We start from the raw sequence: 22,134 nt of genomic DNA, 5'->3' as shown, positions 1-22,134 counted from the left end.
TCCCGTTTACGTGACTTCGGCGCGACTCAGCGCAACCGGGCGCGGCTCAGATTCCGGGCCCTGACACGCCGCAGGCTGGTGGACAGGTCGGCCGACCCCAACGTCCCTCCGTCCACAGCCCCTTGGAGCTGCTCCATGTCGGTGCCCCCGCAGAAGCATCCGTCCGTCCCGGACCCGACCAGCCGATCGGCTGGTGCCACATCCGTCCCCACGGCCCCCGAACGCTCCGTCGACACCGCCCCGCTGCGTCGCGACTTCCTGAAGGGGGCGTTCTTCGAAGCCGGCAAGACGTTGTTCCGGGAAGCTTGGAAGACGATCGCCGGCGAGTGACGGCCGACCGGGGCCTGGCCGGCGGATCAAGTCGGAGGAAAGATGCGGCGCTGCATGCGCAGATGGGCGTGCCAGCGTCGCCGGCATGATCCGCCAGCCAGGACCTAGGGTCCGTCTTCAAAAAATCGTTCGATGGTGGATCATGTTTTCGTGATCCGTCGCCATGAACTGATCGATGTCGAGGGGGAGTTGCTGGCTCCGCTGATATCGAGTGCTGGCAGGGGCCGGCCTCGGGCGGAGGACCGGCGGGTGATCAACGGGATGGTCTACAAGATCCGGACCGGGGTTTCCTGGCGTGACCTGCCGGAACGTTACGGCCCGTGGAAGACGGTCTACACCCGCTTCCGCCGCTAAGAACCCCTAACGGAATGCTCTGCGAGGACTTGAGAGCTAACTCAGGGGCCGTGAACGAACGCGGTTGCTACTGTCCGGACGTGACCCTGACCGACCTCAACAACGGCTTTCGTGACGATGAGCAGCGGCGGCGCGTCCAGAGGGTCGTTCACGATCGCCTCGCAGACGACCGCGACCCACAGGAATGTCGCTTCCTTATGCGGTTCTGGTGGCAGCTGGTCATGTCGTACCAAGAGGTGTCGATGGACGAGCTCAGCCTGAACGTCGGTAAGCCGAAGCTGGACGTGATCGAGGCGCTGATCAGCGCCATCAGGTCGTCCCATGCCGACATCGACGCCTGGATCACCACCACACAGCAAGTCTTCCCGCTGGTCCAGGATCGCGGCTTCAGGGCCGCCCAGGACAACGAACGTTAACGCGGCCGGAGCTTCTTCAGCCGTCGCCAGCAGATGATGCTGCAAGCGAGGCTGAGGAAGGCTTCGTGGATGTCATCGCGTATCTCCCAGCGGATGCGCAGGCGGCGGAACCAGTGCAGGTGGGCGAACGCTCGCTCGACGACCCAGCGTTGGGTGCCCAGGCCGGAGCCGTGCTCGGTCCCGCGGCGGGCGATCTGCGGCTTCACGCCGAGGTCCCAGACCAGGCGGCGGTACTTGTCATGGTCGTAGCCGCGGTCGGCCAGCACCACATCCGGGCGGCGCCGGGGCCGGCCGCGCTTGCCCCGCACGGGCGGTACGGCCTGGAGGAGCGGGATCAGCTGGGTGACGTCGTTGCGGTTGCCGCCGGTCAGCGTCGCGGCGAGCGGAATGCCCGTGGCGTCGGTGATCAGGTGATGCTTGCTGCCCATCCTGCCCCGGTCGACGGGACTTCGTCCGGTCTTGGGCCCCCTTTTAACGCGCGGATGTGGGAGCCGTCGACCGCTGCCCGGGAGAGGTCCAGGGCGTTCGCGCCGCGGAGTTCGGCGAGGAGGACCTCGTGCAACCGGGGCCAGACGCCGGCCTCGGTCCACTCGGCCAGGCGGCGCCAGCAGGTCATGCCCGCGCCGAAGCCGAGTTCCTGCGGCAGGTGTTCCCAGGAGATCCCGGTGTGCAGGACGAACAGGATGCCCTGGAACACCAGCCGGTCCGGATGCCGCTTGCGACCCGGATGCCGGATCCGACGCTCGACCTTCGGCAGCAGCGGCTCGATCACCGCCCACAGTTCGTCGTCGACTTCCCACGGCTTCGGCCGAGCCACCCGCACCCCCAGATCGCCAGTCTCAGAGTGATCCAACCACCTCGAAGATCATTTCGTTAGGGGTTCTAAGCCATCGACGGTGTGTTCACCCGGGCCCTCCAACAAGTCCAGGCCCGGGCGGATGCCGCCGGTGACATCGATTGGCTGGTCCAGATCGACTCCACCATCGTCCGCGCCCACCAGCACGCCGCCGCCACCGGCCGAAAAGGGGGAAACACCGAACGGACGAACCGGATGATCACGCCCTCGGCCGATCCCGAGGAGGCCTGACCACCAAAATCCACCTCGCCTGCGACGGCCGCGGCCGGCCCCTGGCCGTCCTGCTGACCCCGGGGCAACGGCACGACGGCGTCTGCGCGAGGCCTCTGCTCGAACGCATCCGAGTGCCCCGCACCGGCCCCGGGCGCCCCCGCTGGCGTCCCGGTCACGTGATCGCCGACAAGGCCTACAGCTCACGCGGATTCCGCGCCTACCTGCGACGACGCGGCATCGGACACACCATCCCGGAGAAGAACGACCAGAAGATGCACCGCCGCAACCGAGGCCGGCGAGGCGGCCGGCCAACAGGTTTCGACGGCGAGACCTACCGCCGCCGGAACACCGTCGAACGCTGCTTCAACCAACTCAAGGGATTCCGCGGCATCGGTGAGGTCGACTCGGGGCGCCCTGCTGGTGTTTCCACCCGTGGGTTTCCCCGAGCCGCCTCCCGAACCCGGCGTGCCCGTCTCCGGGCACCGGGCTCTCCACAAATCCCGTTCCGGGGTGTTCAGTTCCTCATGCCGTAGTGGGCCACGGAGCCGGAATGAGTTTTCCCCGGTATCGGTATCTGGTCGTGCTTACCTTTGCCGGGTTGAACAGTTCCGCTTCCTTTGTGACGGGCCACCAGCCGCCGCCGTAATAGCGTCGACGGAGCTGTTTCCAAGTGATCCCGGGGTGCTTGCGTCGGATCCATCGTGTCACCCTCATCCACGCGTAGTGGCTGAGGTAACAGAAAGCGACGTTCGAAACTCCGGGGCGGAAATACGCGCACCATCCTCGCAACACCGAGTTCAGTCGGTGGAGCAAGGACTCCAGCGACAAGCCGACGTTCTGCCGTCCGGTCAGTTCCTTCACCTTGCCCGTGACGGAACGTACTGATTTCCGTGCCGGGTAGGTGTAGATGTACTGCCGATCAGTGCCAAGTTTCCGGTGACGCTGGATGCGCCATCCGAGAAAATCAAGGCCCTCGTCAATGTGCGTGATCTTTGTCTTCTCCACCGACAGGCGAAGGCCCATTGGCTTCAATGCCTCTGCGACCTCGTCGCGTAGTTCCTCGGCATGATCTCGGCGCCCGAAGACGAGTACGAGGAAGTCGTCCGCATACCGGACCAGCCGGTAGTTGGGCAATCCTCGGCGCCGTCTCCTGCGCCGATCCTCGGAGGTGCCATCTGGGCCTCCGAGGCCCTGGGCGATGTGCTCGTCCAGGACCGAGAGTGCGATGTTGGCCAGCAGCGGCGACAGGATCCCGCCCTGCGGGGTCCCGGTGCGTGTGTCCGTGAAGGCTCCGTCACGGGACAGGATCCCAGACTTCAAGAACGCCTTCACCAAGGACAACACCCGTTTGTCCCCGATTCGATTCCGCACCCGCTCCATGAGGGCCGGGTGCGCGATCTCGTCGAAGCACGCCGTGATGTCGCCCTCCACCACCCACTCGTATCCGTGGCTGGCGAGGTAGCGAGTCTCGGCGATCGCATCGTGAGCTCGGCGGTTCGGGCGGAACCCATAGGAACACGGGAGGAAATCCGCTTCGAATACCGGCTCCAGCACCAGTTTCAAGGACGCCTGGACCACTCGGTCCGCCACGGTCGGAATCCCGAGACGACGAAGCTTGCCGTTCGCCTTGGGAATCATCCGCTCGCGGACAGGAACCGGATGGAAGCTGCGGTCTCTGAGCTGGGTCCGCAGCTTGTCGAGAAACGCCTCGACTCCCTGCCCGGCTTCGATGGAGCGGGCGGTCTTCCCGTCTACTCCGGCCGTGCGGGCACCCTTGTTTCCCCGGACACGGTCCCACGCCACCAACAGGAAGGCAGGGTCGGCCACGAGGTTGAACAGGTCGTCGAACCTGCGATGAGAATCATCGGCAGCCCAACGGTGCAGCTTGGTCTGGATCTCCAGTACCCGGCGTTCGGCCTTCATCAAGGCCCATTCCAGCTCGTCGGTATTCACCGGCGACAGCCTCCTGGCATTCCAGTTTCCTTACTGCTGACTTGCTGGCCCCCTTCCCCATGTGACCGGCTTTCCCGGCCTCGGAGTACTACGAAGCCTCCGTCCTGCCCGACGGCCATCAGCCGGCGATGGGCCTGCTCCCGATCGAACTGGATGTCCGATATGAGGGCGACCGCGGACAGTTCCCACGTTCACCACGAAATCGATCGACAGGTGAGGTGCCCAGCTCTACCCCGGCAGCATCGCCACGCTTACGCCGCAGACTTTCGGCGTGGCCTCCCCACCGATGAGTAGAGTCGGCTTCGGAGTCGACCACCGACGAGCGCTGGTGGTCGTGCACTGCGTCCGGCCCAGATCCGCCAGGTTCGAGCCGGTGTCGTAATTACGGGGCGTCAGGCACTGATTTCTCGCGTGCACCTTCCTGTCTCGCTAGCCGGACCCGGGTCGTCTGGCAGTACCAACCCGTCCCGGCGTTGTCGGGGCTGCTTACCGCTCGGCTCGGCATCCCCCGAACCGAACTGCCCCCAGCTTCAACCGGATTGCTACGACAACCCGGTGGTGAAGGTCTCTCACCTCACTCGATTCCATGGCGCCTCGTGGCGCACCCACCCGCTACGAGAAAACCGCCACCTCCTACGACAGGGTCCCTTGCATGATCGAGGTCTGTCCGGATTCATCCACCACCGCAGGGCGCCGCTGCCCGGACAGCCGACCCGTCTTCCAGCGTTCCGTTCCGGCGCTCCGCCGGGTTTCGGTACCGTCCCAACGTCGGTGTGATCATGAGGGGGACGGGTGAAAGGTACAGGCACGGAGGCGGGGATGCCTGAGTCGAGCTGTCTGGTCGGCAGTTGGCTGGTCGGGCGCAAGAATCCGATGCAGATAGTGATGTGCGAAACTGTGGCACTCGCCGAGGACGGCTATCTGCGAGTGACGGCGTACGAAGACGGCTACGTGATACTTCCCGGCACACGGTCCGGGGCCGGGCTTCCCCCGGACCGGGCCGCCCTGCTGAACGCGATCCTTGGCAGGGAAGGTGAGCTGCGGCTCCGGCGAGAACCCGGTCCGCCGGCCTCCCTCCGCGGTACCAGGATCAGCCTCGCGCAGATCCAGGAGAGCGTTACCAAGGCTGCCCGTGAGCGCGGCTACTTGGCCCGACCGTATTACCTGCTGTTCAGCATGACGATTGCCGTACTGTCCGGTGGGTTCCTGATGTGGAGGGGGAACACTTCCACGGCTCTCCTGCTGTGCATGGCAGCGGCCTTGCTGGGCACGTGGTCACTCCGGAAGACTCATATCAGCAAGGCCGGTGCCGCCGAGCAACGACGTCTCCTCGCGCTGCAAGCCAGTCTCCGACGTCCGAGCCGGCCCGCTACAGAGGCGGAAAGCTCGCTCGGCTATCGTCTGCTGCCCTGGGCCACTCTTCTGCTCGACGGCGAGGATTATGGGCGTTGGTACGCCGACAACCTGTTCGACGTCGAGTTGCCCCGATGGTGGGCGCAGGACCCGGACGGCCAGGACCAGACCTTGCGGTTCGTCTCCCAGGAAGGGATGAAGGGGCTCCTGCATTCACTGCTGCATCACGTCGGCCCGTAGTCAGATTTCGCATCTCGGTACCCCAACACGTTCGGTGACGGAGATCAGCCGGTCTGGAGGCAGGGTCCCTTGCGTGATCGAGGTCTGTTCGGATTCATCCGGTGAGGCCGAGGGCCGTCAAAGATCTGCGGCAGTCGCGGGCGGTGTAGCGGAGGGCGGCGGCGATGTTGGTGCGACCGTCCTGACGGTGGACGCCGATGGCGAGGTTGCGCAGGCCGGCCATGATGCGCGGGAGGCGGCCGACCTGGATCTTGGAGTCGTCCTCGCGGAAAGTGCGGTCGCGAACGTGGTGCAGGAGATTTTCGATGTGCCAGTGTCCTCTGATCCAGGCCGCGAGCTGGGGGCCGGTCGCCGTGCCGGGCGGCAGGCTCGTGATCAGGTAGACGCGCTGGATGGTGAGCTTGCCGCTGGTGAAGTCCTTCCTCCAGCGCACAACTTGCAGGGCCTGGCGCGCGTCGGGGTAGTCGAGGTGGGCGAAGGCGACGGTCTTCAGCCGCCGGATCTCCAGGCGGTGGTGAGCGCGGGTGCGGTCGTGGTGGTCGAGCGTGATCTCGCGCCAGGGCAAGCGGCGGACACGGTCGAACAGGCCGGGATGGTTGGCCTTGACCTGGGCGATGTAGTGGGCGCCACGGGTGCGGAGGTAGGTGCCGTGGGCGTGCTGGGTGTGCAGGGCATCGGCGGTGATGACCGTGCCGGTCAGGTCGATGCTGTCCAGCAGGGGCTGGAAGGCGGGGATCTCGTTGCTCTTGTCGGCGACCTGCCGCTGGGCCAGGACGTGACCGGCGTGGTCCATCGCGGCGAGCAGGGTGATGTAGGGGGTGGTGGCGGTGCGCGAGCCGCGCAGGGCCTTGCCGTCGACGGCTATCGCCCGCAGTTCGGGGCCGGTCGGGGTGGTATGGGCGGCGAGGAAGGCTCCGATTGCCTGGTCCAGGGCGTCGCCGTCCAACTGGACGAGGAGACGGCGCAGGGTATGGGGGTGTGGGACGGACACCGTGCCGGTCAGCGGGTCCAGGGGGAAGCCGAGGGCCCGGCAGGCCCAGGCAGGGGCGTCGCTGATCCACGCGGTGATCGCGGTGAGCGACCGGGCACCGGCCAGCACACTCGCCGCGGCTGCGGTGACCAGGGCGGACAGCTGGTAACGGCGCCCGCGAACACCTCTCGGATCGGGCCCCAGGCCCAGGAAGCCGGACAGAGTAACCGCGTCCGTCAGCGGGACCGGCGCGGAAGCCTGGGTCAGCTGGTCCAGCGCGTCAGGCACGGTGGAAGATGCAGGAGCAGGCACGGACTCACCAAGTGTTCACGGGACTTCGACACTCACATGATCACCGGGGCCGTGCCGGTACAACGTCCCCCTCTGCCCGAACCAGGACGTCCGACGCGACTCCGACCCAGCCCGACGATCCGGACGAACCCCGATCATGCAACGAACCCTGCCCCTAGAGCCACTCACGCAAGGCTCAACGACCCCTCCCGCACCGGGACACGAAGATCTCAAACGCGGTCGCAGACAAGCACGTGTGAGGGCCTGGAGCATCCGCTCCGGGCCCTCACACGGTGAGACCACAACCGATGTCACCGAGAGCAGCTCCGTCGAGCGCCGCGTGTACACGCTCCATCGGCTGGACAACCGGAGCACGGCCCCTTCATCCTGGCCATCAAGGCGCAAGGGAGGAAAGCCCCGCCAAGTTCGCCGGTAGGGCTTTGTTCCAAGCTGAACTGGCCAAACATGTGGTATTGAGCCACATCGACATCAGGAAGCTCAGATGTTCCTCAGCCTTGCAAGCAGCAAGGCACGTACGCCGCTATCTTCCTGACACCGCATCGAACATGCAGTTCGATCGGGAAACGGGAGGAAACTGTCATGAGGAAGAGACTTCGCGGCGGCGCCTTAGCCGGCATCTTCACGCTTGGCGCTGGTCTGCTGTTGGCACCAGCTGCGGTCGCCGACACTCAGTCCTCACAGGGGTGCCCCGCGGAACAGTGGTACGAAGTAACCGAGGTTGGCGGGCCGAGGTATGAGAGCATCGGGAGCCCAGCCGGCAAGAGGAACGCAAGTTCGACGTCAGCCACCCTTCGGTACGACATGACCACCACCACGGCACGGGCCTCCTCATGGCACGGAAGCGGAGGTCTCAGCTTCGACTGGGGCATCGTCAAGATCGAGGGTGAAACAGGGCATGACGTGACCAAGACGACCTCGACGGGAAAGACTGTCTCCAACACCCTCAACGTGCCTGGCCATTACTACGGCTATACGACTCCGAAGGTCGAACGACGGCACTTCGACATCGACAAGTACGAAGAAACCCCCGCATGCAAACCTCGGCACCTTGCCAAGTCGGGTTGGTCGGACGCAATAACCGCCTACCCCTTCTTCTCCGAGTGCGTGGGCACCTCGGCATGCACGCCCAAACCCTGACGGCAGCCAACCAGTTCGCCCGTGACCAGGCGGACAACGACTAAATGAGCAGGGCCGGGGGCTGGCGTGATCGCGTCGGCCCCCGGCCGTCACGATCCATTGGACATGGGGAGTTGCGCACATGGGACAGTCGCAGGATTGGTTCACGAGCTTGCCTCGGAGGGCCGGGCGGCCACATGTCACAGCTGCGGTCGTGACCATCGTGCTGGGGGCATCCGGTCTCTCGGCGTGCGACAACGGAAGTGACAGCGCGGCAGGCACGGCACCGCCACAAGGGATCGTGCTGGACCTCGACGGTCAGGTGGCCGTGCTCCCCACAGTGGGCTCCAGACCCAAGGTCGTCGGGCCACGTCCCGAGGGCACGGAGAAGCTTGACGCATACCAGCTCGACAACCCTCGTCAACTCGCGAGCGGCAGGATCGCCGCCATTCGGCGAGGAAGCCTGGTAGCCATCTCGCCGGGCACGCCCACGCGGGCGACGCTCGTCGCGCCGGCGAGCGACTGGTTCGTGAGCTCTGACGGACAACATGTATGGGCCGTCACGGAGGAGCCCGCCGCCACAGCATGCGCGGGAGCGGAGTCCGCTCAAGGTGTCACGGCCAGGTACACGGCGGCAGAACACGAGACCAACGGGCGCCCGTCACATCACATACTCAAACTTCCCTGTGGCTATGAGCCCGTCGCCGACACCCCTAAGGGCGTCCTCGCCCAACAGACGACGGACTCAACCTCACCATCGGGCAACGGCAGCCGTTCCATCACGCGCATCGTCATCATGAACGCGGCCGCCACCTCCGCGACCCATACGCTGACCGAAGACGGCACCATCATTGACGCAGCGAAACAGCGCGTGGTGTGGCATGACGACAACTGTTCCCGAGGAAGCTGCTTCAACGTATACGACACCGACAGTGGAAAGTCGTCCGCGCTGCCGGCGTGCTTGGAGAACCAGCCGGTCGGAGTTGGCGAACTTGATTCCAGTGGACGTTGGTACACCACAATCGAGCAGACTGCTGATAGCAAGCGCCTTGCTGTCATCGACTTGGAAAAGGGCAGCTGCAAGGACCTCGGCAATTTCCCCAGCCTGGAACTCGGCGATGCCAACCTCAATTCGGCACTCCCCGTGGCCTGGACAGGTGCAAATCTGGTCGTGCTGGATACTCAGTCCGGTGAGCTGACGTCCTACAACGCTGTAAGCGGCAAATCGGAGGAGCGGGTCCGTCTGTCCGTTGGCGACGGAGCACAGGTTTGGGGTGCCCTTCCCGCGTAGGAGGGCCTCTCGAATCCGGGTGGCGGCCGGGAGTTTCGTACGGGTGTGCTGGAAAAAGCGAACGCGAGGGCCGAGGGCTCGTGGTCTCCCGGCCCTCGCGCGTCTGGGGGGTGCAACTTCAGGACCCCCGCGCCCGTCGTCGTCGCCAGGGAGCAGCTCCCACAGCCATCGGCCCTGGGGGCATCCGAGGGACCATCCCCGCGGGTGCGGGGAGCAGACTGCCTGACCTACGGGTCTATAGCTCGTGGTGGAGGTTTTCCCACACTTTCGCTAATTCCGGCTAGTTGCAAATTTCGCTCTCTTGGTTGTCTTGGTGGTGGCGTTAAGCGGGTCACCATACGACGCAAGTGTGCTCAAGGGTGGCTGGATGGCCTAGTACTCCAGCTGTAGATCGTGATCAGGCTCGCTGGAGGCCGGTGCGCGGCGCTGCTCTACGCTGCTCTTCATGATCGCCAAGCTGCAGTGTGTGGTGTTGGATTGTGTCGATGCCAATGAGCTGTCCCGGTTCTACCAGTCGCTTCTCGGCGGCGTGGTGGACCAGCCGGATCCGCGGTGGTCGCTCGGCAACGGCTGGGCGACGCTCCACACCGACGGTGGGTTCGTGCTGGCCTTCCAGCGGGTGGAAGACCATCAGCCACCGCGGTGGCCGGATCCCGTTCGGCCCCAGCAGTCCCATCTCGACCTGGCGGTCAAGGACCTGGACCAGGCTCAGGAAGACGTCCTCAAGCTGGGCGCCACACTGCTCGATGAGGGTGACGGAAAGCGGAGCTGGCGCATCTTCGCGGATCCGGCAGGACACCCGTTCTGTCTCGTCCGGGACTGACAGCAGACACCGCATGGGTGCGGCCACCGTTGATCATCGTGAGTTGTGTGGACTAACGAAGAGACGGTGGCCGCAGGTCACAGCATAGATCCCGGCCGCTGGCGGGAGGCGTTCGAGGTGGCCATAGACCGGATTGCGGGCCGGTTCGCCCGATACGAGCCCCGCTTGCGGGCCGGGCGGTTGGGGCTGGGCCTGTTGTCGGACCTGCCGCGCAAGAACTGCTGGACGATCGCCGAGTGGGCCGGGGAGGCCGGCCCGAACGGCATGCAGCATCTGCTGTGTCGGGCCTCCTGGGACGCCGATGCGGTCCGTGACGACGTGCGCGAATACGTCGTCGAGCACCTCCACGACGAGGCCGCGGTGCTGGTCGTCGACGAGACCGGTGACGTGAAGAAGGGCACGCACACCGTCGGGGTCCAGCGCCAGTACACCGGCACCGCCGGGCGGATCGAGAACTCCCAGGCCGCCGTCTACCTCGTCTATGCCGGTGAGCGCGGACACGCGGCGGTGGACCGGGAGTTGTACATCCCGCGTTCGTGGACCTGTGATCCGGACCGCTGCCGGGCTGCGGGGCTCGGCGAGGACACCGTCTTCGCGACCAAGCCGGAACTGGCCCGGGTGATGAGCGAACGGTTCCTGGACACCGGGCACCGCGTCGGCTGGGTCACAGGTGACGAGGTCTACGGCGGCAACCCGAAACTACGGGCCGCATTGGAGGAACGCGGCATCGGCTATGTGCTCGCGGTGGCCTGCTCGGCCGAAGTGCCCACCGGTGCAGGCACGTTCCGCGCTGATGCACTGGCGCGGAAGGTGCCGAAGCGGGCCTGGCAGAAGCTCTCGGCCGGACGCGGCGCGAAGGGGCAGCGGTTCTACGACTGGGCCGTCATCGACCTTGCCGACCCGTCGCCGGGCCGCCACCAGCTGCTGATCCGCCGCAACCGCACGACCGGTGAACTCGCCTACTACCGCTGTCACTCCACCACGTCGGCATCCCTGGCCACCCTGGTCAAGGTCGCAGGTTCCAGATGGCGTGTGGAGGAGACCTTCCAGAGCGAGAAGGGGCTGGCCGGGCTGGATGAGCACCAGGTCCGCCGCTACCCGTCCTGGGCCCGCTGGGTCACCCTCGCCATGCTCGCCCACGCGTTCCTCGCCGTCGTCCGCGCCGACGAACACGCAGACCGCTCCACATCCGACGACCTGATCCCGCTGACCTGCAACGAGATCCAGCGCCTGTTCATCACTGTCGCTGTCCGGCCCGATCACGGCCCGGCCCACCGGCTCAACTGGTCCGCCTGGCGACGCCGCCACCAGGCACGATCACGAGCAAGCCATTACCGGCGACAAGCCGCATCTCAGGCATGAAGATCACGATCTACAGCTGGAGTATTAGAGATCGAGTTTCTTTCTTCGATTTGGCCTGCTGGAGGCCGGTTTGCGTGTAGGCAGTCTGTATGACGAGCGGGGGGACTGCCGTGATGGTCTGCTGGCGCGGCTGGGGGCTGCGGCGCGGTCGGTGTGGGCGAAGCATGATCGTGATGCTGATGGATGGTTGCCGTTGTGGCGGCACATGGAGGATAGTGCCGCCGTCGCTGGCCTTCTGTGGGATGAGTTCGACCCACGGGAGGCGCTGGCCGAGGGCACCCATGTGGACGTGACCTTCGACCCCGACCGGGCCTGCCTGCTCGCCCGGGACCAGACCGAACCGCGGCTCGTCGCGCGGAGGGGCGGAGGGAGGACAGCGGGTGAGCCCGAGGCCGGCCTGACACGGGCCGGCCTCGGGGCCGGGCCGCGACAGCGTCGGGCGACGCTGTCGCGGCGGGGAGGGCCGCCAGGGGTTGAACGGCGTTGCTCCGTCGTCCGTGACGAGGCGCCACAGCTGGTCGGCGGCGCCGCTGTCGTCCCACTGCAGGACCGTGGCCCCGGATGCGGTCGACATGTTCTGGATGCCCAGGACCATGCCGCTGTTCTTGTTGACGATCGGGACACGAACGAGGGCCCGTCCCGCCGAGTCGGTCGGCCGGGCTCAGATGCTGCCGGTCAGCGTCTGGGCTGGCAGGGCCGTCCCAGTGGTCATCCCCGTGCTGCTGGGGGGCTTCGAGACGGTCGGCGTACACCCTGTAGGCCTTCTTCCGCCCGGCCGGTGACGCCCCGTCGGCGGCGGGGGCGGCACAAGCCTCCAGGGTCACCGGTGAACACCGAGCGGTGCGGGGCACCCGCCGTGTGCCGTGCCGTCAGCTCATGGCGAACTGGGCCAGCAGCAGTACCAGGCCGGCAACTGCCGGGGTGATGATCTCGTACGCCCAGCGCGCCTCAACAGGGCCTTGGCCCTGCTCGGTTGTGGCGCCTGCCTCCTGGAGCGCGCGCAGCCCTTCGATGGCGCTTTCGGACCTCGGCCGCAGGCGTTTCGTCTCGCCGGTCGGCCGGTCCGGTCGGCCCCCGTCGAACTGGCCGCGGCGGTTCAAGGGCGGGCCGCCGGGAACTAGGGAGGACTCGACCATTCTCATCTGCTCGTAACCGGCCTGCCTGACGCCCCGCACGGACACCGGTATGGCCCACAACTGGTACTTGGTGCCGATCTGGTCGAAGACTTCGTTGGAGTGGCCGGCCCGCAATCCGGAGACGGCTGCCCAGGGCAGGGTGATCGTGCGGAACGGATTGCGGACGCGCAACCGGTGCTCGTCGGCGAAGACCGCCGGGCGCAGAGTGAAAGCGAAGAGCAGGGGGACCACCAGCAGCATCCCCGCCAGCGCCTTCCAGGGCGTGCCGCTCCCGGTGCTCACGACCGCGCTGGTTCCGAACCCCAGCACGACGGTGAGCGACAGCGCTCCCGTGGCAATGGCGAAAGGTGACCGGAAGACCCGGGCAGTGGAAGCGGTCTGCGTGGCGGCCGGCGGTAACTGGGGGTCAGGTGTCGACATGCCAGCGATTGTGCCTGACATGGTCTGAGCCGAACAGAGGCCGTATCGGCGGATCCCGCATGCCCAGGACCTGTTCTGTGCGCGGGTTGCGAGAGTTCGCCGTCACGGGAGCGGGAGGTCGTGCCCCTATGCCAGCAACTGGTCGGGAGGATGTGAGCCGCCGGCCAGGCCCCCGGCGGTTTGATCGAGAGCGCGCATTGCGCTGACGATGAGGGCAAAGCCGCTGGTCACCTCATGGATGTCCGTGGCCCGTGCCATGATCCGGCCTCATGAGTGACCGTTCGCTTTCGCCCGCCTGGCCGTCTGAAGAGACAGAGTGCCCCGGACCCTCACGGCAATGACAGAAGAGTTCGAGCGTCGGCACTGCGACCACCACACCAACACCGCCATCCGGGACGGCCGTACCCTCTACACCTGCACCACACCCTGCACCCTGTGCGGCCACCCCGGCCACGTGCACCGGGACTGGTACACGGCCCAGTACGGTGCAGGACTCTGCCGCCGCTACCACCCCGACCAGGCTGGCTACCGACACGACTACCAGCCCACCGGCCGCGACGCCGAGAAGTGAGGATCCAGCTACAGCACACGGTGGCCCTCGCCTGAGGAAAGCAGGCGGGGGCCACCTCGTTCAATCCCTCTACGCAGTTCACGAAGCGTCAAAGCATCGGTGCTGCCTCGCTCCGCTATGCGTGGGGCGGCACGTGCCGACGACGACATGCTCACCTTCACCGTCGCGTCGAAGAACAAGGGCGCCATGGTCCCCGACATCGCGAAAGAGCTGACGATCAAGACGGGCAAGGACGCAGGGCGTTGACCGACCGCGCCAGCCACCACACACGGCGGAGTGCCGCCCGGCACTGTGGGAGGGGCCTCCGCCCTGCCGGAAACTGCGCCGGCAGAGAACCTGCGCGGGGGAGCGGAGCGGTATTCCTGGTGCGGTTGTCGTACAAATGATCTAACGAGTTGGTGCGTGATAGCGGGTGAGGTGTCGTGCCAGGTGGATGGCATGATCTCGCTGTGGCGATCATGGTCAATCGGGCGGTGCTGGCGCATCGGCTGTTCACGGGGCTCTCTCGGTCTCATCTTGCGTGCCTGGTCGAAGAGTTGGCCGAGCCGTGGCAGGCCAGGGTCGAAGGTCGTCGCCATGCGACGCGGGGCGGGGCCAGGAAGCGGGCCGCGGGTGCCGGCGCCAGCCATCAGCTGGTGTTCGTCGACCGGCTGGTGGCCACGCTGATCCATCTGCGGCACGACCTGCCGCACTCGGTGCTGGGGCTGCTGTTCGGTGTCGACCGTTCCACCGTCACCCGGGCGATCGCAGAGGTGCGCACGCTCCTGGCGGAGCGGGGGTGCGCGGTTCCCGACCGTCCCGGCCTGCGGCTTCGGACGCTGACGGATGTATTTGCCTATGCCCAGGCCGAAGGCGTCGAGCTGCTTTTGGACGCCACCGAGGTCCAGGTCCGCCGGCCACCGGCCAGCCGCGGCGGACGCCGTGCCTTCGTCTCGGGCAAGAAGAAGCAGAACACGATGAAGGCCCCCGTGATCGCCGACTGGCGTGGCCGCACGTTATGGACCGATGCCCTGCGGCCTGGGCGTATGCACGACGCCACGGCCGCCCGCAACGAAGGCATCGCCGTCTGCTTCCGGCACTTCCCCGACGTCGAGGTCCTCCTGGACGGCTATCTCGGCCTGAGCCGCGACCACCCTGGCCAAGCGATCACACCGCCCCAGAAAACCGCGGCCAGGAGCATTGCCCGGCAGAGTCGAGCAGTGGGAACGGGACCGACACGGGCACTCGTCCGACCGCATCACCGTCGAACACGCCCTTGCCGATCACAAACGCTGGAAGCAACTGACCCGCTGGACACACCGACGCGACCGCCTGGCCGACACCGCTCCCTCGCGCAGCTGCTCACCACCGCCGCGCAGGCAGCCGGACGGATCGAGCCGGACCGCGACGGCGAGATGTCCTGTCCGCTGCACGAGGCCGCCGCGCTCATCACCGACAACGCCGGTCTGCAGACCTACTACGCCACCCGTGCTCTTGACCCGCAGGGAGAAGCCGAATGAAGACCTTCCGCCTGGACAACGCGCTGCCCGTCGACACGACCATCCCCGACCCGTCGCTGGTGGTCCTGATCGGCGCGGCCGGGTCGGGCAAGTCGACGTGGGCCAGCACCTGGCCCGCCACGCAGGTCCTGGAACTCGACAGGTACAGGGCCCTGGTCAGCGACGATTCGGGCTGCCAGGAAGCAACCGACGACGCCGTGTTCGCGCTCCAGGCCGTCCTGGAAGCCCGCCTCGCCCGCCGGAAGATGACGGTCGTCGACGCCACGAACTGCGAGCAGGCTGTACGCGCCAACCTGATCGACACCGCCCGCCGCCACGGCGTGCCCACGGTCGCGCTGGTCATCCCCACCCCGGCCTCCTTCTCTGGGGGTTCTGAACCTGTGGCGTGACGTTGTTGGAGACCCCCTCGTTGGGAGCCGCAGGTCGGTTCTCAGGGGGTGCGGCTCTGTGGCCGGTCGTTGCACAGGTCTCAGAGCAAGAGGGTGAAGAGTGAGGGCTTTCCCAGTTCGGATGCCGTCCGGAACTCGGTACTGGACGGTCATCGATGACGGGTTGGACGTGGTGCGGCCAGCGGATCACTGGCTGCGCCACCTCCGCTTCGGTCAGCACCGCGCGGAGCTGACCACGAAGGCGTACGCCGGTGACGTCGCCCTGTACCTGAGTTGGTGCCGACGGACGGGGCGGGACTGGCGGGTAGCGGCCCAGGACCTGGGTCTGTTCATGGTGTGGCTGAAGTACACGCCGGTACAGGCCGACGGGTCGGTGGGCGCCGTGGTGTCCGGACCTGGAGCGGTGCCGGTGCGGGGCGAGCGTCGGGTCAACCGCGTCCTGACCGGGGTGCGCGGCTTGCTGGCTCATGCGATCCGGATCGGCGAGGTGCCGCCGTGGATGCTCGGTCAGATCTACGAGCTGGCCGACACCCGGGATCTTCCGCACGAGGCCCATGCCGAAGGTGCCGGGCTGGAGTACCGGCTGAAGGCACGGCACCGGCTGCAGGAACCGGAATCACAGGTGGACCGGACCAGCGACGAAGCGGTGGTCGCGATGTTCCAGGCATGCCGCAACGCACGGGACCGGCTGATCGTGCTGCTTCTGGCCCGGGTCGGACTGCGCCGGGGCCAAGTGGCCGGGCTGCGCCGCGAGGACTGCCACCTGCTGATGAACTCCCGCGCGCTGGGCTGTGAGGCGGAAGGCCCTCACCTGCATGTCGTGCGGCGGCAAAACCCCAACGGGGCGTGGTCGAAGTCCCGCCGCGCCTGGGTGATGCCAGTGGACTTCCTCGTCGTGCAGGCTTTCGACCAGTACGCCGCTGAACGGCATGAGCGTCTGGGCGCTGGCGGCAGCGACTTCCTGCTGGTCAACCTCTTTCGCCCGCCGCTGGGGTCGCTGGTCTCGCCGGACGCGATCGGCGATCTCATCGAGGCCCTGGCCCGGCGAGCCGGAGTCCAGGAGCGTGTGGCGCCGCACCGAATGCGCCATGGCTTTGCCAGCAACGTCGCGGGCGCCGACGGCACGCTCGATGAGATCCAGAACCTGCTGGGGCAGTCGCAGCCTGCGTCGGCCCAGCCGTATCTACATCCCTCCCCCGGGCGCTTGCGCGCCGCGGTCGAGCGAGTGCCGACGCCACGCGAACTGCTCGACGGAGTGGGCCGGTGACGATCAGCCAGCCAATGTCCCTGCCCGCGACGGACGAGTTCGAAGCGGTCACCGCAGAGCTATGGGGGGCTGTCGACCCGGACTTCCTGTCACTGCTGGGCTGGGAGCCGCAGACGCGGCTGCTGCACTTCCCGCACGACCACCTCTACCTGGGCGTGAAGGCCTGCATCGTTCCGGATTGCTACCGCGCCAGCACCTACGCCTGTGGGCTGTGCTCCGGCTGCCGGAGCCGCTGGAAGCGACAATGGCAGGACCTCAGCCCCGAGGAGTTCGCCGCGTCGCCCGCGGCCCAGGCCGGGCGGTATCTCGGCATCGAGAACTGCGTGATCGCCGACTGTCCGCGGCCCTGGAAGGGTGCACGCGTCCGGTTGTGCGCGGCGCACCACTACCAGCGGACGGTCACGCTGAAGCTGCCAATGGAAGACTTCCTCCTCCACCCAGATGTGAGAGCACTGGAGTCGTACGGGTTGTGCCAGACCGCGGCCTGTGTGCGGCAGCGGCCGGGGAAGACCGCGCCCTACTGCGAGGCTCACAAAGCACGGCTGCGTGACCTTCGACACCGCATCAGGGACTTCGCCGAAGACCACTGGCGGCGCACGGTGACGCCGATCGACGAGGCCAACGAGGTCAACCTGCGCGGCCTGCCTGACCGTGTCGTCGCCGAAGTCCTGTACGGCCTGCAGGAGCGGATCCGGGACTGCGTGCGGACCCCGTACTACAAGCTGCGCCCGTTCTGCGACCTGCTGCGCCGACGGCAGGTGTCCTCGATCGAGGAACTGGAGCTGACCGACCAGAGCAGCGGACTGCACCGGCAGCTGCGCGACGCCTTCGTCCGGTACTCCAGCCGCCGCGGAATGTCCCCCGAAACTGAGCGCCACAAGGACTTGTGGGATCTCCAGGCGTTCGGCCACACCAAGTGGCTCCGGTTCACCGGCATTACCCAGCCCTGGCTGCGGCAAGCCGCGAAGATGTGGGCGTGGGACGACCTTCCCCGGCGCCGCGGCAACAACGTTGGCGATACGGTCCAGTCCCGGCTCAACTCGCTGGAGAAGCTGTCCGAGAGCCTGCGCTTGCAGCGCCCGGACCACGGCACTCACCGGGCGGCTCTGGGCCGCGGAGACATCGTCGCGTTCGGCAACCGCATGGCCTTCCTCGAACAACGCGGGGACATCACGCTCAGGAGCCGCCACGATCACTGCATGTATGTACGCCGCGTCCTGATGCGGATGCGGTCGATGGGACTGACTCGGCCGACCCAGCCACTGCACGGACTCCCGGACGACTTCGCCATGGGGCTGGAGGACGTGCCCGCCCTGCCCGACGATGACGAAGCCGGTCACGACCTGCCTCCCGAGGTCATGGAGGTTCTCTGCGCGCACCTGCCGCAGCTGGAACAGGAACACAACCGGGAATTCCGCCTCACCGTCGAACTCCTCGTCGACACCGGCCGGCGCCCGGTCGAAGTCTGCAAACTGCCCTGGGACTATCTACAGCGGGACGGCGACGGCAAGCCGGTCCTCGTCTACGACAACTACAAGTCACACCGCTACGGCCGCCGCCTTCCCATCCCGGAAGCGACCGCCGGCCTCATCACCGAGCAACAAGAACGCGTCCGCGCCGGGTACCCGGGCACGCCGCTGAACCGGCTCAAGCTGTTGCCGACGACCTACTGCGTGGACGGCACCCGTTCCATCAGCCCCACGTGGGTGTCCGGAAGACACCGGATCTGGGTTGACTCGCTGCCCGACATCCACGTCATCGCCAAGGTCGCAGTCGAGGGACAGCTCGTTACCAAGAGGCTGCCGTTCGACAAGACCAAGATCTTCCCCTACGCCTACCGGCACACCTAGGCGCAACGCCACGCGGACGCCGGAGTCGCCGTGGACGTCCTTCAGCTGCTCATAGACCACGAGCAGTTGGTCACCACGCAGCAGTACTACCGTGTCGGGGAAGAACGCCGCCGGGAGGCTGTCGAGCGGGTCACCCAGATGCAGTTCGACCGTCACGGCAACCGCGTCTGGAGGCAGGCCAAGGCCCTACTGGACACCGAACACCTCCGGCGAGCCGTCGGCGAGGTCGCCGTCCCCTACGGCGTCTGTAGCGAACCGTCCAACGTCGCCGCGAACGGCCAGGACTGCCCCGTCCGATTCCGCTGCGTCGGCTGTGGCCACTTCCGCACCGACGTCTCCTACCTGCCTGATCTGGAGACCTACCTCGCCGATTTGCTACGCAACCGCGAGCGTCTCCTTGCCACGGTCGACGCCGACGACTGGGCGAGAAGCGATGCCTTGCCCTCCGACGAGGAAATCAGCCGCGTCCGCCGTCTGATCCGCCGCGTCAAAGACTCCGTCGACGAGCTCACCGACGAAGAACGCGCCGAGATCGACCACGCCACCGCCCTGGTCCGACGCGCCCGCAACAGCGTCGTCCACCTCGGCCTGCCCCGCATCCGCCAGCCCCTGCCCGACCTCCGACCGAACCGGACCGCATGAACGCCAACCCCCTGATTGAGGGTCGCAAGGCGGATTCAGCCCGCCGCCGCCAGCGCGTTATCAAGGCCATCAACGCCGCCAGACGCGCCGGCACGGCCATCAGCGTCTCGGGCATCGCACGGCAGGCCGGAGTCGACCGCGCCTTCCTCTACCGCCACAAAGACCTGCTCGCCCAGGTCCACGCCGCCGGCGCCGAACCACCCGGCCGACGACGCCAGCCCTGTCGTCAGCAGGGCCTCGCTCCAGGCAGACCTGGCGAACACACTGGACCGCGGCAACCGTCTTGCCGCGCGCGTCAGGCACCTGGAGAACAAGCTCTCGGAACTCCTTGGCGAGCAGGCTTGGCGAGAGTCCGGGCTCGGGGCCCCCGACGACGTCGAACAGCTCAAGAGCCTGATCACCAGGCTGGAACAACAAGTGGTCGACCTGACCGGCCAGCTTGAGGAACGAGACGAGGAACTGCAGGCTGCACGGGCGGCTAACCGGCAGCTGATCAGCCGACTCAACACCGCCCGCCCCACGGAAAGGTGAAGAACGGCAAGGGGCCCCGACCGACGTCGGGGCCCTTTGTGAGGCACCGCGAACCATGGACTTCCTGTGCTCTTCACGAGGCCAGTGGATCAACGGCCAACTCCTGCTGTGCAATGGCGGCTTCGCCTAACTAATGCTCTGACCGGAAAGGCTCACCGGCCTGGTGGGGCGCTAGCGTGCTCCCATGAACGATCACGGTGTTGCTCATGGCTTCACGTCGGTGGACACCCAGCCCCGGCCCTCCGATTGGGTTCACGTCTTGGACCGGTTGGCTGCGGAGCCGTTCTACGCTGCCTACAAGCAGCGGCTGCAGGAGTTTCTTCGTGTCGAGGCCGGCGGACTGTTCCTCGAGGTCGGAGCGGGTACCGGGGACGCCGCTGTGGCCCTGCGCTCGCGCTGCGGGGCCGAGGTCGTCGCGGTCGACAGCTCCTTCACGATGATCTCGCAGGCCCGGGCGCGAGGACTGCCGCGTGCTGCAGTCGCGGACGGGCACCGGCTGCCATTCGGAGCGTGCCAGTTCGACGGCGCCTGGGCTGACCGGGTCCTGCAGCATGTCGCCGACCCCGTCCAGGTGCTGGACGAGCTACTGCGAGTCGTACGCCCCGGTGGCCGGGTCGCATTGGCAGACCCGGACTACGACACCCAGGTACTCGATATCGACGACCAGGAGCTTGCCGGCCATGTGCTGCGCTTCCGGGCCGAGGTGGCGCTGCGCAACGGCTCGCTGGCCCACCGGCACGCCGGACTGCTCGCGGTCCGCGGCCTCCACGACATCACAGTGGAAGCCCGGACGCTGGTCGTGCGCGACCCATCGGCGGCCGACAATGTCATGGGCCTGCGCACCTGGGCCTACACCGCTGCGGCCCGGGGCTACCTTGATCCCATCGACGCGGAACGGTTCGTGGCCCAGTTCGACGATGCCGTGCGCACGGGTCGCTTCACCTACGCCGTCACGTTCTTCCTGACGGTCGGCACGCTGCCCAAAAAACCGATGACCAGCGGGTGACAGCGGCGTGCCGCACAGCAGGCCACGGCAGTCACCATCCTGCCGGTGATGTCCTGGCCAGGGCCCGCTTGATCTCGGCTGCGGGGAACGGAGTGCGCTTGCTCTGCGTGAGCAGTCGCTGGTGAAAGTCGTCCAGGACGATTGCATGCGGCGCGTGACGGTCGATGATCGCGCCGATGTCGGACGGAACGCCGTCGGGCCTGTGGCCTTCGACCCAGGCTCGCAGGAAGGCCCCGTGTTCGTGTTCGGTGCTGCCACCACGCACACCGTCGGGCAGGTGATGGCGAAGGAGGTGGCCCGGTGCGTAGCAGCGGTCGTACACAAGATGATCGGCGAGGAAGGCGCTCTCCTTCGCCGAAAGGTCGAAGTCGCGGCTCAACGCGAGCCCGAAGTCCGCAAAGTACACCTGCCGGCCGTCAGTGAGCAGGTTGGCGAAGTGTGAGTCGAAGTGGACCAGTCCGCGCGCACTCATGAACTCCGTCCCCCGCAGCAGCGCATCCTCGAGCCACTCGTAGGACGACTCGCCACCTGGACCCCGCCAGGCCGCATGACGGGCGTTGCTGAGCCATGCGGCGAGCGTCTGGGGCACGTGTTCCAAGAACAGCACCAGGCTGAAGGATGACCCTCCGATGGCCTTCAGCCGACGGCGCACGGCTGGCGACCCCTCCCAATGGGAAACCGCCCCCTCAATGCCCCCGAACTCGTCAACGAAGTCGGCAGGGGCACTGTCTGGCAAAACCCGCCAGTGATAGAGCAGCGGGAAGCCCGCGTACTCGTTCTTCAGCACCCAGCCTGTGGCCAATATGTGAGCGGCCAGCTCACGCCAAGCACCGAACCCCGCCGATCCCACCCCGTACTGGTAGAAGAGGGGAAGCTCGAAGAGGTTAGCGGTCGACCGCACGTGCTCCGGTTGCAACTCGATGTCCGTCAGCGGGACCCGCTTGACGAAGACGCGTATCCCCTCGATCTCCATCTCCGCCGACCTGCCTCCGATACCGGAACCGAGACTTGGCGCGGCGGCCACTGCATCCCCAAGCCGACGGTCGCTGAACAGGGACAGCCGTGCTCCCGCGGTCACGTATGCGGACACCCGCGAATTATGTCCTGACTCGGTCACATCCATCGGCGGCTCCAGCCTGGCATCAGAACTGACTGCTGTTGATCATGCCGGAGGCACGCGCTATTGCCGAAGTCGGGGTCATCACCGCCAGGGCACTGGAAGGACCTGGCCATT

The 22,134-nt window shown here is 66.8% G+C and carries 20 protein-coding genes and 3 pseudogenes; 17 read left to right on the top strand and 6 right to left on the bottom strand.

Annotated elements, in window-relative coordinates; genetic code table 11:
* Positions 1-135: 135 nt before the first annotated feature.
* The 3 genes from QF032_RS00325 (at position 136) to QF032_RS00315 (ending at position 1,100) form a co-directional block, all read left to right on the top strand.
* Complete coding sequence (locus QF032_RS00325; RefSeq protein WP_307054267.1) at positions 136-330, top strand: hypothetical protein; 195 nt, start codon at positions 136-138, stop codon at positions 328-330.
* 132 nt (positions 331-462) lie between these two features.
* The gene (locus tag QF032_RS00320) at positions 463-684 is read left to right on the top strand and encodes a transposase (RefSeq protein WP_373430269.1); all 222 of its coding nucleotides are present in this window, start codon (positions 463-465) and stop codon (positions 682-684) included.
* An 80-nt stretch (positions 685-764) separates the two neighbouring features.
* The gene (locus QF032_RS00315; protein ID WP_307054266.1) at positions 765-1,100 is read left to right on the top strand and encodes a hypothetical protein; all 336 of its coding nucleotides are present in this window, start codon (positions 765-767) and stop codon (positions 1,098-1,100) included.
* Here the strand turns inward: QF032_RS00315 and QF032_RS00310 are convergent.
* A protein-coding gene (locus QF032_RS00310) for an IS5 family transposase (RefSeq protein WP_373430268.1) occupies positions 1,097-1,917 on the bottom strand; the annotation gives its coding sequence in 2 pieces (ribosomal slippage) (positions 1,097-1,563 and positions 1,563-1,917; 822 coding nt in all). The two genes, QF032_RS00315 and QF032_RS00310, sit on opposite strands and share 4 nt — an antisense overlap.
* Before the next feature lie 75 nt (positions 1,918-1,992).
* Between QF032_RS00310 and QF032_RS00300 the strand changes: the two are divergent.
* Positions 1,993-2,561, top strand: a pseudogene (locus tag QF032_RS00300) (IS5 family transposase); the annotation flags it as partial.
* A 130-nt stretch (positions 2,562-2,691) separates the two neighbouring features.
* On the opposite strand, the gene ltrA reads toward QF032_RS00300, so the two are convergent.
* Positions 2,692-4,122, bottom strand: a complete 1,431-nt coding sequence (gene ltrA, locus QF032_RS00295; RefSeq protein WP_307054263.1) for a group II intron reverse transcriptase/maturase — start codon at positions 4,120-4,122, stop codon at positions 2,692-2,694.
* An 819-nt stretch (positions 4,123-4,941) separates the two neighbouring features.
* Here ltrA and QF032_RS00290 point away from each other — a divergent pair.
* Positions 4,942-5,715 (top strand): hypothetical protein, encoded by a 774-nt coding sequence (locus tag QF032_RS00290; RefSeq protein WP_307054261.1) that lies wholly within the window; start codon positions 4,942-4,944, stop codon positions 5,713-5,715.
* A gap of 94 nt (positions 5,716-5,809) precedes the next feature.
* Here the strand turns inward: QF032_RS00290 and QF032_RS00285 are convergent, their stop codons facing one another.
* Positions 5,810-6,973, bottom strand: coding sequence for an ISAs1 family transposase (locus tag QF032_RS00285; RefSeq protein ID WP_307054259.1), 1,164 nt, complete (start codon positions 6,971-6,973; stop codon positions 5,810-5,812).
* Between the two features lie 825 nt (positions 6,974-7,798).
* Here QF032_RS00285 and QF032_RS00280 point away from each other — a divergent pair.
* The 4 genes from QF032_RS00280 (at position 7,799) to QF032_RS00265 (ending at position 11,589) form a co-directional block, all read left to right on the top strand.
* On the top strand, positions 7,799-8,134 hold the full coding sequence (locus tag QF032_RS00280) for a hypothetical protein (protein WP_307054257.1): 336 nt from the start codon (positions 7,799-7,801) through the stop codon (positions 8,132-8,134).
* Between the two features lie 193 nt (positions 8,135-8,327).
* Positions 8,328-9,404, top strand: coding sequence for a hypothetical protein (locus QF032_RS00275; RefSeq protein ID WP_307054255.1), 1,077 nt, complete (start codon positions 8,328-8,330; stop codon positions 9,402-9,404).
* Between the two features lie 445 nt (positions 9,405-9,849).
* Positions 9,850-10,227, top strand: coding sequence for a VOC family protein (locus QF032_RS00270; protein WP_307054253.1), 378 nt, complete (start codon positions 9,850-9,852; stop codon positions 10,225-10,227).
* Between the two features lie 66 nt (positions 10,228-10,293).
* Entirely contained in the window at positions 10,294-11,589 is a 1,296-nt protein-coding gene (locus QF032_RS00265; protein ID WP_444875843.1) for an IS701 family transposase, read from the top strand.
* 499 nt (positions 11,590-12,088) lie between these two features.
* On the opposite strand, the pseudogene QF032_RS00260 reads toward QF032_RS00265, so the two are convergent.
* Positions 12,089-12,205: pseudogene (locus tag QF032_RS00260) on the bottom strand (RICIN domain-containing protein); the annotation flags it as partial.
* Positions 12,206-12,458: 253 nt separating this feature from the next.
* A complete protein-coding gene (locus QF032_RS00255; protein WP_307054250.1) occupies positions 12,459-13,145 on the bottom strand; it encodes a PH domain-containing protein in 687 nt (228 codons plus the stop codon).
* A 337-nt stretch (positions 13,146-13,482) separates the two neighbouring features.
* Between QF032_RS00255 and QF032_RS00250 the strand changes: the two genes are divergently transcribed.
* From QF032_RS00250 to QF032_RS00215, 8 genes and pseudogenes are all read left to right on the top strand, one after another.
* On the top strand, positions 13,483-13,716 hold the full coding sequence (locus tag QF032_RS00250) for a hypothetical protein (RefSeq protein WP_307054248.1): 234 nt from the start codon (positions 13,483-13,485) through the stop codon (positions 13,714-13,716).
* 458 nt (positions 13,717-14,174) lie between these two features.
* Positions 14,175-15,039 (top strand): annotated as a pseudogene (locus tag QF032_RS00245) (transposase family protein); the annotation flags it as partial.
* Positions 15,040-15,211: 172 nt separating this feature from the next.
* Positions 15,212-15,604 (top strand): ATP-binding protein, encoded by a 393-nt coding sequence (locus QF032_RS00240; RefSeq protein WP_307054246.1) that lies wholly within the window; start codon positions 15,212-15,214, stop codon positions 15,602-15,604.
* Between the two features lie 121 nt (positions 15,605-15,725).
* On the top strand, positions 15,726-16,871 hold the full coding sequence (locus tag QF032_RS00235) for a tyrosine-type recombinase/integrase (RefSeq protein ID WP_307054244.1): 1,146 nt from the start codon (positions 15,726-15,728) through the stop codon (positions 16,869-16,871).
* A complete protein-coding gene (locus QF032_RS00230) occupies positions 16,868-18,721 on the top strand; it encodes a hypothetical protein (RefSeq protein WP_307054242.1) in 1,854 nt (617 codons plus the stop codon). Before QF032_RS00235 ends, QF032_RS00230 begins: the two co-directional genes overlap by 4 nt.
* Positions 18,722-18,751: 30 nt before the next feature.
* A complete protein-coding gene (locus tag QF032_RS00225) occupies positions 18,752-19,363 on the top strand; it encodes a hypothetical protein (RefSeq protein ID WP_307054240.1) in 612 nt (203 codons plus the stop codon).
* A complete protein-coding gene (locus QF032_RS00220) occupies positions 19,360-19,806 on the top strand; it encodes a DUF6262 family protein (RefSeq protein ID WP_307054239.1) in 447 nt (148 codons plus the stop codon). Before QF032_RS00225 ends, QF032_RS00220 begins: the two co-directional genes overlap by 4 nt.
* Positions 19,807-20,078: 272 nt before the next feature.
* Positions 20,079-20,900: a methyltransferase domain-containing protein gene (locus tag QF032_RS00215; protein ID WP_307054237.1), complete on the top strand. Its 822-nt coding sequence runs from the start codon at positions 20,079-20,081 to the stop codon at positions 20,898-20,900.
* A 31-nt stretch (positions 20,901-20,931) separates the two neighbouring features.
* Here QF032_RS00215 and QF032_RS00210 read toward each other — a convergent pair whose 3' ends face one another.
* Entirely contained in the window at positions 20,932-22,023 is a 1,092-nt protein-coding gene (locus tag QF032_RS00210; RefSeq protein ID WP_307054235.1) for a protein kinase family protein, read from the bottom strand.
* Positions 22,024-22,134: the final 111 nt, after the last annotated feature.

Source organism: Streptomyces achromogenes (genome assembly GCF_030816715.1).
Classification (GTDB): Bacteria; Actinomycetota; Actinomycetes; order Streptomycetales; family Streptomycetaceae; genus Streptomyces; species Streptomyces achromogenes_A.
This window is presented reverse-complemented; position numbering and strand designations above follow the sequence as displayed.

Excerpts from the sequence above, each read along its gene's own strand:
- QF032_RS00325 (WP_307054267.1), top strand. The coding sequence starts at position 136 with ATGTCGGTGCCCCCGCAGAAGCATCCGTCCGTCCCGGACCCGACCAGC.
- QF032_RS00320 (WP_373430269.1), top strand. The coding sequence starts at position 463 with ATGGTGGATCATGTTTTCGTGATCCGTCGCCATGAACTGATCGATGTC.
- QF032_RS00290 (WP_307054261.1), top strand. The coding sequence starts at position 4,942 with ATGCCTGAGTCGAGCTGTCTGGTCGGCAGTTGGCTGGTCGGGCGCAAG.
- QF032_RS00280 (WP_307054257.1), top strand. The coding sequence starts at position 7,799 with ATGACCACCACCACGGCACGGGCCTCCTCATGGCACGGAAGCGGAGGT.
- QF032_RS00270 (WP_307054253.1), top strand. The coding sequence starts at position 9,850 with ATGATCGCCAAGCTGCAGTGTGTGGTGTTGGATTGTGTCGATGCCAAT.
- QF032_RS00255 (WP_307054250.1), bottom strand. The coding sequence starts at position 13,145 with ATGTCGACACCTGACCCCCAGTTACCGCCGGCCGCCACGCAGACCGCT.
- QF032_RS00250 (WP_307054248.1), top strand. The coding sequence starts at position 13,483 with ATGACAGAAGAGTTCGAGCGTCGGCACTGCGACCACCACACCAACACC.
- QF032_RS00240 (WP_307054246.1), top strand. The coding sequence starts at position 15,212 with ATGAAGACCTTCCGCCTGGACAACGCGCTGCCCGTCGACACGACCATC.
- QF032_RS00235 (WP_307054244.1), top strand. The coding sequence starts at position 15,726 with ATGCCGTCCGGAACTCGGTACTGGACGGTCATCGATGACGGGTTGGAC.
- QF032_RS00220 (WP_307054239.1), top strand. The coding sequence starts at position 19,360 with ATGAACGCCAACCCCCTGATTGAGGGTCGCAAGGCGGATTCAGCCCGC.
- QF032_RS00215 (WP_307054237.1), top strand. The coding sequence starts at position 20,079 with ATGAACGATCACGGTGTTGCTCATGGCTTCACGTCGGTGGACACCCAG.
- QF032_RS00210 (WP_307054235.1), bottom strand. The coding sequence starts at position 22,023 with ATGGATGTGACCGAGTCAGGACATAATTCGCGGGTGTCCGCATACGTG.